Origin of the sequence: Sulfuricurvum sp., assembly GCF_023250475.1 — a bacterium.
Classification (GTDB): domain Bacteria; phylum Campylobacterota; class Campylobacteria; order Campylobacterales; family Sulfurimonadaceae; genus Sulfuricurvum.
In genome coordinates this window covers 1-7,027 of sequence record NZ_JAHFAQ010000115.1, presented here as the reverse complement: position 1 = coordinate 7,027, position 7,027 = coordinate 1, and the positions used below count along the sequence as shown (strand labels likewise).

The window sequence follows — 7,027 nt, the reverse complement described above, 5'->3', positions numbered from 1 at the left end:
AGGTTCTCTTTCGGTACCCAGCTAAAGGGTTTTTCGCTCATACAATAGCGGCAACGAAAATTACACCGCTCCGTAACCGATACGCGCAAATAGGTGACTTTCCGGTCAAAACGATCTCGTAACATAAAGGATCCTCATTTTTATCGATTTCTCAATAGTAGCCGATTCTCTAGGGCAACTTCTTGATTTACATCAATAACCATATTGAGGCTTTTCGTTACTATAAACTTTTAATGCTAAGGGATTGACTATGACATTAGTGCTCGAGAATCTTGACTTTTTTAAAGATTGTGACCCTGAAAAATTATCTTTATTATCTTCAACCGCTAAATTCAAATCCTACAACGCATCCGATATTTTGTTGTATGAAGAGGATGATATTAATCGCGTCTATTTTTTGGTTGAAGGGGAAGTCAAACTTTATAAAGTGGATCGCTTCGATAATGAAATATTTTTGTATACTCTCTCCGGACAAACGCTTCTAACCGATATCGGTTCGCTGGAATGCCATACCATCAGCTGTTTTAGCAATATAGAGTTTTTGGTTCCAAGCCGTGTGGTATCATTCGATTTGAAATTTTTTAAAGAGGTAGTTAAAACCGATCTGTCTCTCTTAATCAATTTAGTTAATATCCTGGCGGATCAAAAACAAAGAGTCGATTGTATGATTAGTATGGGGATGGTGTATGACGTTACTGCGAAAGTAGCCAAAATGCTTTATGACCATCTGGATTTGTACAATCGGCTCAAAAAACAGGAGATTTCATACCGGCTTAATATTCAGCCTGCAACTCTCTCTCGGGTATTGGCTAAATTTATCCGTAAAGAGCTGATTATGGAAGAAGATCATAAAACGGTCGTTTTACAACGTGCAGAACTGACACGATATTTCAACGAAGGACTCTAGATGCAATCTATTTCAACCAAAATACGCTGGATCGTTGCCATTCTTTCTCTTAATCTCATAACCATTATATTGGTCGATATTTGGCTCAATTCGGATCAAAAATTCGATGCCAAAGTTATTAATACGGCCGGAAAGCAACGTATGCTCTCTCAACGCACCGTCCTTGAACTCCATAGATTGCTTTTGGATGAAGAAGGTGCGTATGAACGGCTCCAATCGGCTCGGGGAGAGTTTGACCGCAATTTCAAGCAGCTTAGTACCGCTACCTCGGAATATCAAGGATTTTCGAACGAAGAAATCGAAAAAACGATGATGGAAGTGTATGCCCACTGGAATCGGATGGGCGGCCTGATCGATCGCTATTTGCAGGGAGACCATAACCTTTTCGATCTTAAAACGATTTACGATGATGGGGACCGTACCTTGGTCTTGATGGATAAAGCGGTAACCCAATACGAAGAATATATGATGGAAAAACGGATTGTCGCCCATCGGATTCAGATTCTTTTAGCATTGATTTCGTTTGGAGTTATCCTCTACATGGCACGGACAACTTTACAAATCCAACGAAATTTTGACAAATTTTTGGAGCACTCAAAATCGATCAGCGGTAATGAATATATCGGAAAGCCGAGGGGTAACGAGCTTGATATTGCGTGTGCCCATATCGAATATTTCCTACATAATGTCGAAGAAGCGATCCAAAACGCTACTGAAGCGGTCGAAAAGAGTGAAGCCGCAACGGCAATTCTTATTGGAACGGCACCCGAAACCGAAGAGCTGTTAGAACAAAGTGAAGATATGATGATACAGGTAAGTGAAGAGCTTCATCATACTGCGCAGCGTCTAAAAAAACTTAAAAATAATCTCCAAACTGCCAACGCTATTCGAAACGCCTAAAAGCGTTTCATGACTAGCTAGATGTGTGACTTCGACCTTGAACTTTAGAAAGGGTTACATTTCTATCCACTGATTTGAGACATTTATTGTGATATGAATTGTATCTACCAAACCCTTTATGACATTTATTTGTAAAGTGTGCTTGCTGCACATTTGTCTCATTCTGAGAGCCTTTTTCGCTAATATTGCCTTTTGTGATATTACTATCAAAGGAGATTTGATTAGCAGACAAGATTGTGCTTATCATTAAAGCAAACCCTATTATTTGTATCTTCATTGGTTAAGACCTTTAAATTTTTCTATTTTTTTGATAACGTTTTTCAAGCCATAAAACACTTGTCAGCGTTATCAATGTCCCGACAAAAACAATGCTGTATCCTGTCGGCCAATCGTAATGATAAGAGAGCACCAATGCCAATGTCACAAAAATCCATCCGTATATCCATCCAAAGAGTAATGGTTTGAAACGATATTGCAGCAATGCCACAAGCGCAGGAGCAATTAGGAGAGTAAAGACCACCAATACACCCGCTAATGGAACGGACGTCGTCACCATTACCGACAAAAGCGAAAAGAAAAAAAGTTCTTTTAAAAATCCATTGAGTCTTGGATAGGCGACATAATAGAGCAATGTGATAATGCCATATACTCCCGCCGCTTTCAGTATCTCATCGTTCATAACAAATAAAATATCATTCGCCATTAAACGTTTAAAAAGCTCATCCCCTTCACTGCCTGCACTTAGAACAATCATCACCGAAGAAGCTCCCAGTGCATACAACAACCCGATAAATGCCTCGATATGGCGGCTGTTTTGACTGGCATACGCGATAAGCAAAGCGCACGAAAGGGCAAAGCCCAGACTTAAAGGGATTTGGTATTTCCCCTCAAAAAAAGCGCTGCTGACTGCAATACCGACTGCTGCGATCTGCCCGACTGCGAGATCGGTAAAAATGACCCCGCGACGAATAATTTCAAGTCCGAATATTGCATGGATTCCGACAAGGATAAAGGCCAGTATCAAAACAGGCCATAAAATCTCTAACGCTGGCATGTTTGTGCTACTACGGTATCAAACCATTTATCCAATGAACCGGTCCTGACATCATGAGCTAAAATAACCGCTTTAGCACCTGATTTTTCGGCTATGAACAGCGCAGTTTTTGGTTCATGGTAATCATCTTGAGCAATTAATGGAATTTTATCAGTGCGAATTTGGCTAATCACTTCCATCGTATGTTTAGAGCTCGGTGAAATCCCCGGCAACGGCTCAATGGTCGCGGCGGTACGAATACCGTAACGGGCAAAAAAGTAATTAAAAAGTTCATGGTACTGGACAACTTGCGTATTACGACACGGAGCCATTTCGGCATCCCATTGTATAAGTTTTTCCGACCAGTGTTTTGCAAAGGCATCATAATTGGAATGATAGACATTTTTGTTTGAGGGATCCATAGCGGAGAGTTTGAGCATAATCACTTTTGCCAGTATCGGCATGATATGGGGATCGAGGGCATAATGGGGATTACCCTCACCATGAACATCTCCCTGTGAACGGCTCAGGGAAGCAGGTTTTTCGATCATTTTAACGTATTTTGAAAGATCCAGATACCCTTCTGAACCTTGAATGATTTTAGCATTGTTGGCTTGTGCCAAGAGCGGAGGAATCCATCCGATTTCCAAACCACCTCCGTTTAGAATCAATAAATCAGTTGAATGCAATACCCCGATGTATGAGGGACGTGGCATGACGAAATGGGGATCCGAAGATGCAGTGGCGATAACGCTCACTTCAACTTTACCTCCGGCAACAGTTTTGACCAGTTCCCCGATATAAGGATATGCCGCAGCAACATGGACCGATGCGAACATCGGTAGTGAGCACAAGAGTGCAAGAAATATTTTTTTCATTTGGTTTCCTTAAAATGCGTGAGCGCCGTGAGCGCCAAGTTCTAATGTGTAGTTGAGCATAATTTCGTGAATTGTTTTTGCCTGATCGTCGATATATTTCGAATGATCTTGATTGTATTGGAGGCGGAAACGGGAGAACTCAAACGGTTTGTATTCCAGCTTGACACTGGTGCGATACAAGTTATCAATACTCGTTAGAGGATCGCCGGTACGGTTTTTATAAATATCGTCATAGCGAATACCCGTTGCCCAGTTTTCATCGATCTTATAGAGTAGTTCACTGTAATAACCTGACTGTTTTTGGGTCAAACTATCAACATCTTTATTGCGCTGCATCCATTCGTTCTGCCAAATCAACGACCCGTATCCTTCAAGCGGATATTCAAGTGTCAAATCAATTCCATAAATGCGTGTCTGACCATAATTGGTAAAACTATCCGGTATTGGAGCACCTGATCCGTCAAGTGATTGAACTTCTGATTTGCCTTGTGCATAGCTGAGTCCCGCCAAGAGCGTCGCATCTCCGATATCGGCACTGGTTTTCACATATCCCACAGCGGTGGAAGCAGATTCTTTTGCGCTGAAACCTTGTTCTGGATTGCCGTTAAAGAGCTCAAATCCTGCCATTAGATAAAACGGTGTTGGAGCCACCCATTGAATCTGTGCCCCCTCACCGCCGAGACCGTCAGGACCGAAAAGTGCATTGTTCACTAATTCTTGATCCTCAAAGTTCCACACATGATGGTGTTTTTCATTCACCCGTCCGAAAGCACTTTTAAATTTTCCCGCTTTGAATCGTAGACCGTAATCAAGTGCACGAGTAACAAAATAGGCCTCTTCAACCTCCATCGTCCCATCTCCGTGAATATGGAAAATTGCGCTTGCATCCAAATACGGATCAACCGTTGAACTCATTGCCACTTCGGCGTAGTTGAGATTGAAACCATCTTTTGCATTAAACGGAATCTCCATATCACCTGAATCGATAAATCCTGGAATCGAGGCATTGGTGTATTTGGTATTACTGACATTTCGTGATGTGTAGCCGCCGTTTAGAATCAATGCGATATCTGGAAGCAATGTTGTAATCGACGATGATTGTGTTGACGCCATCGTTTCAAGGGATTCTTCTTTAGGAGCTTCTTCTTTTATCGCTTGCATTTCCAGCGTTTGAATATGCTGCTGCATCTCTAGCAATTGCTTTTGCAGTTGCACCATCTGTTTTTTTAACTGCTCAACCTCAGTATCACCGGCGAATAACGCCATTGTACATACGAGGGAGAGTACGGTTTTTTTGACCATGGGTTCTCCAATATAGGTATAAAAATAATAATGATTTTATTGTGTGAAAGACTATAAAAAGGGAGGAGCGCGAGCATCGAAAGAGATATAAATACGCTCTTGTATTATCGTAAAATCAGGTTGGATTATGGAATTATAATGAGGCAAATAAAAACGGATAGGCTCTTCAATTGGGGCATTGCCACCGTCTAACAAATCATGCGTGATACATTTTATACACTGCGTATGTTCACTTGTGTCATGGTGAATGTGAGCATTGGCAATACTCATTGATGCCATAAACCACAATATTAAGACTAAGCGCAATCGAACCTTTTTCATGATGCGATTATAACCTCAGTTATTTAAATGAATATATCGCAAAGATGTTAATGAAATAGACTTCTCTTTCCTTCTTCTTTTTGACTTAGGTCAAATACTTTTTTTTCGATTTACTTTACAATGTTTGAAGTGCATGAGTTATTTCATAGCATAAGGAAATCTTAAGGAGTCCGTCCGTTTAACGGCATGGATTGAACGTGATTTCATTAAGGAGGATTCAATGTCATTGGATAGAAGAGAGTTTTTAAAAAGTGCTGCTGCTGCTTCCGCAGCAACAGCCATTGGTATGGCAGTTCCTGCAAGTGTAGAAGCTGCATCGAATCAAGCACAGGCAGGATGGCGCTGGGATAAAGCGGCATGTCGCTTTTGCGGAACCGGTTGCGGAATTATGATGGCGACCAAAGACGATCGTATCGTTGCGGTCAAAGGCGATCCGCTCGCGCCTGTCAATCGTGGTCTTAACTGTATCAAAGGGTACTTCAATGCCAAAATTATGTACGGTGCAGACCGTCTGACTCAACCCCTTTTACGGATGAACGATAAAGGGCAGTTTGACAAGCACGGTAAATTTAAACCGATTAGCTGGGAACGTGCATTCGATGAGATGGAAGTACAGATCAAATCTGCCCTCAAAGAAAAAGGGCCGACCGGTATCGCCATGTTCAGTTCAGGGCAACAAACCATTTTAGAAGGGAACGCTGCTCTTAAACTGATGAAAGCAGGTTTCCGTACCAACAATATCGATCCGAATGCCCGTTTGTGTATGGCATCTGCCGTTACCGGATTTATGAACGTTTTCGGAGCGGATGAACCATCGGGCTGTTATGATGATATCGAACTCGCCGAAACTATCGTTGCATTCGGCTCTAACATGGCGGAGATGCACCCTATTCTCTGGTCACGTGTTTCGGATCGCAAGCTCAGTAATCCCGATAAAGTGCAAGTGGTTGTTCTCTCAACGTACAAACACCGTACAATGGACCTTGCAGACGTTGAAATCATCTTTAAGCCTAATACCGACTTAGCTATTTTTAACTATATTGCCCGTGAGATCGTTTACAACCATCCTGAAGCGATCGATTGGGATTTTGTCAACAAATACATTATATTTGCTACCGGTCCCGTCGATATCGGTTACGGATTGCGCGAAGATATTCATCATCCAAAATACAAAAAAAGCGAACTCGATACTGCCGCCAAGCAAAAATCGAAAGTTCTCACCGCCGATGAGGGTGTCAGCTTAGGCTATTTGGGCTACAAAGCGGGTGATACGCTTGAGATGAAAAACACCAATGATGCCAATAAACATTGGAAGATTACGTTTGAAGAGTTCAAAAAAGGGCTCGCTCCTTATACTCTTGATTATACGGCGCATGTTTCCAAAGGTGACCCCGATGAGAGCATTGAAGATTTCAAAGCAAAACTTCAAAAAATGGCCGATCTCTACATCGAGCAAAAGCGTAAATGTCTCACTTTCTGGACAATGGGATTCAATCAGCATACCCGTGGTACATGGGTCAACGAACAAGCGTATATGATCCATTTCCTTCTCGGAAAACAAGCTAAACCGGGAAGCGGTGCATTCTCACTTACGGGTCAGCCATCCGCCTGCGGTACGGCACGTGAAGTGGGGACATTTAGTCATCGTCTTCCTGCCGATATGGTCGTTATGAATCCGGATCATCG

Annotated in this window: 6 protein-coding genes and 1 pseudogene; 3 read left to right on the top strand and 4 right to left on the bottom strand. The window is 42.1% G+C overall.

The window, feature by feature from the left end; translation table 11 throughout:
• Positions 1-125, bottom strand: a pseudogene (locus Q0C19_RS09910) (GTP 3',8-cyclase MoaA); the annotation flags it as partial.
• Between the two features lie 125 nt (positions 126-250).
• Here Q0C19_RS09910 and Q0C19_RS09905 point away from each other — a divergent pair.
• Positions 251-907: a Crp/Fnr family transcriptional regulator gene (locus Q0C19_RS09905; protein WP_295055569.1), complete on the top strand. Its 657-nt coding sequence runs from the start codon at positions 251-253 to the stop codon at positions 905-907.
• Positions 908-1,807, top strand: coding sequence for a type IV pili methyl-accepting chemotaxis transducer N-terminal domain-containing protein (locus Q0C19_RS09900; protein ID WP_295055567.1), 900 nt, complete (start codon positions 908-910; stop codon positions 1,805-1,807).
• Between the two features lie 289 nt (positions 1,808-2,096).
• Here the strand turns inward: Q0C19_RS09900 and Q0C19_RS09895 are convergent, their stop codons facing one another.
• Genes Q0C19_RS09895 through Q0C19_RS09885 form a run of 3 tightly spaced genes read right to left on the bottom strand, consistent with a single transcriptional unit; the run spans position 2,097 to position 5,020 of the window.
• Positions 2,097-2,861: a metal ABC transporter permease gene (locus Q0C19_RS09895; RefSeq protein ID WP_295055565.1), complete on the bottom strand. Its 765-nt coding sequence runs from the start codon at positions 2,859-2,861 to the stop codon at positions 2,097-2,099.
• Entirely contained in the window at positions 2,849-3,718 is an 870-nt protein-coding gene (locus Q0C19_RS09890) for a zinc ABC transporter substrate-binding protein (protein WP_295055563.1), read from the bottom strand. Before Q0C19_RS09890 ends, Q0C19_RS09895 begins: the two co-directional genes overlap by 13 nt.
• Before the next feature lie 9 nt (positions 3,719-3,727).
• Positions 3,728-5,020 carry a hypothetical protein gene (locus Q0C19_RS09885; protein WP_295055561.1) on the bottom strand — a complete coding sequence of 431 codons (1,293 nt, stop codon included), beginning with the start codon at positions 5,018-5,020 and terminating at the stop codon, positions 3,728-3,730.
• Positions 5,021-5,567: 547 nt separating this feature from the next.
• Between Q0C19_RS09885 and Q0C19_RS09880 the strand changes: the two genes are divergently transcribed.
• Positions 5,568-7,027: molybdopterin-dependent oxidoreductase (locus tag Q0C19_RS09880; protein ID WP_295055571.1), on the top strand; the 1,460-nt coding region annotated here is incomplete at its 3' end.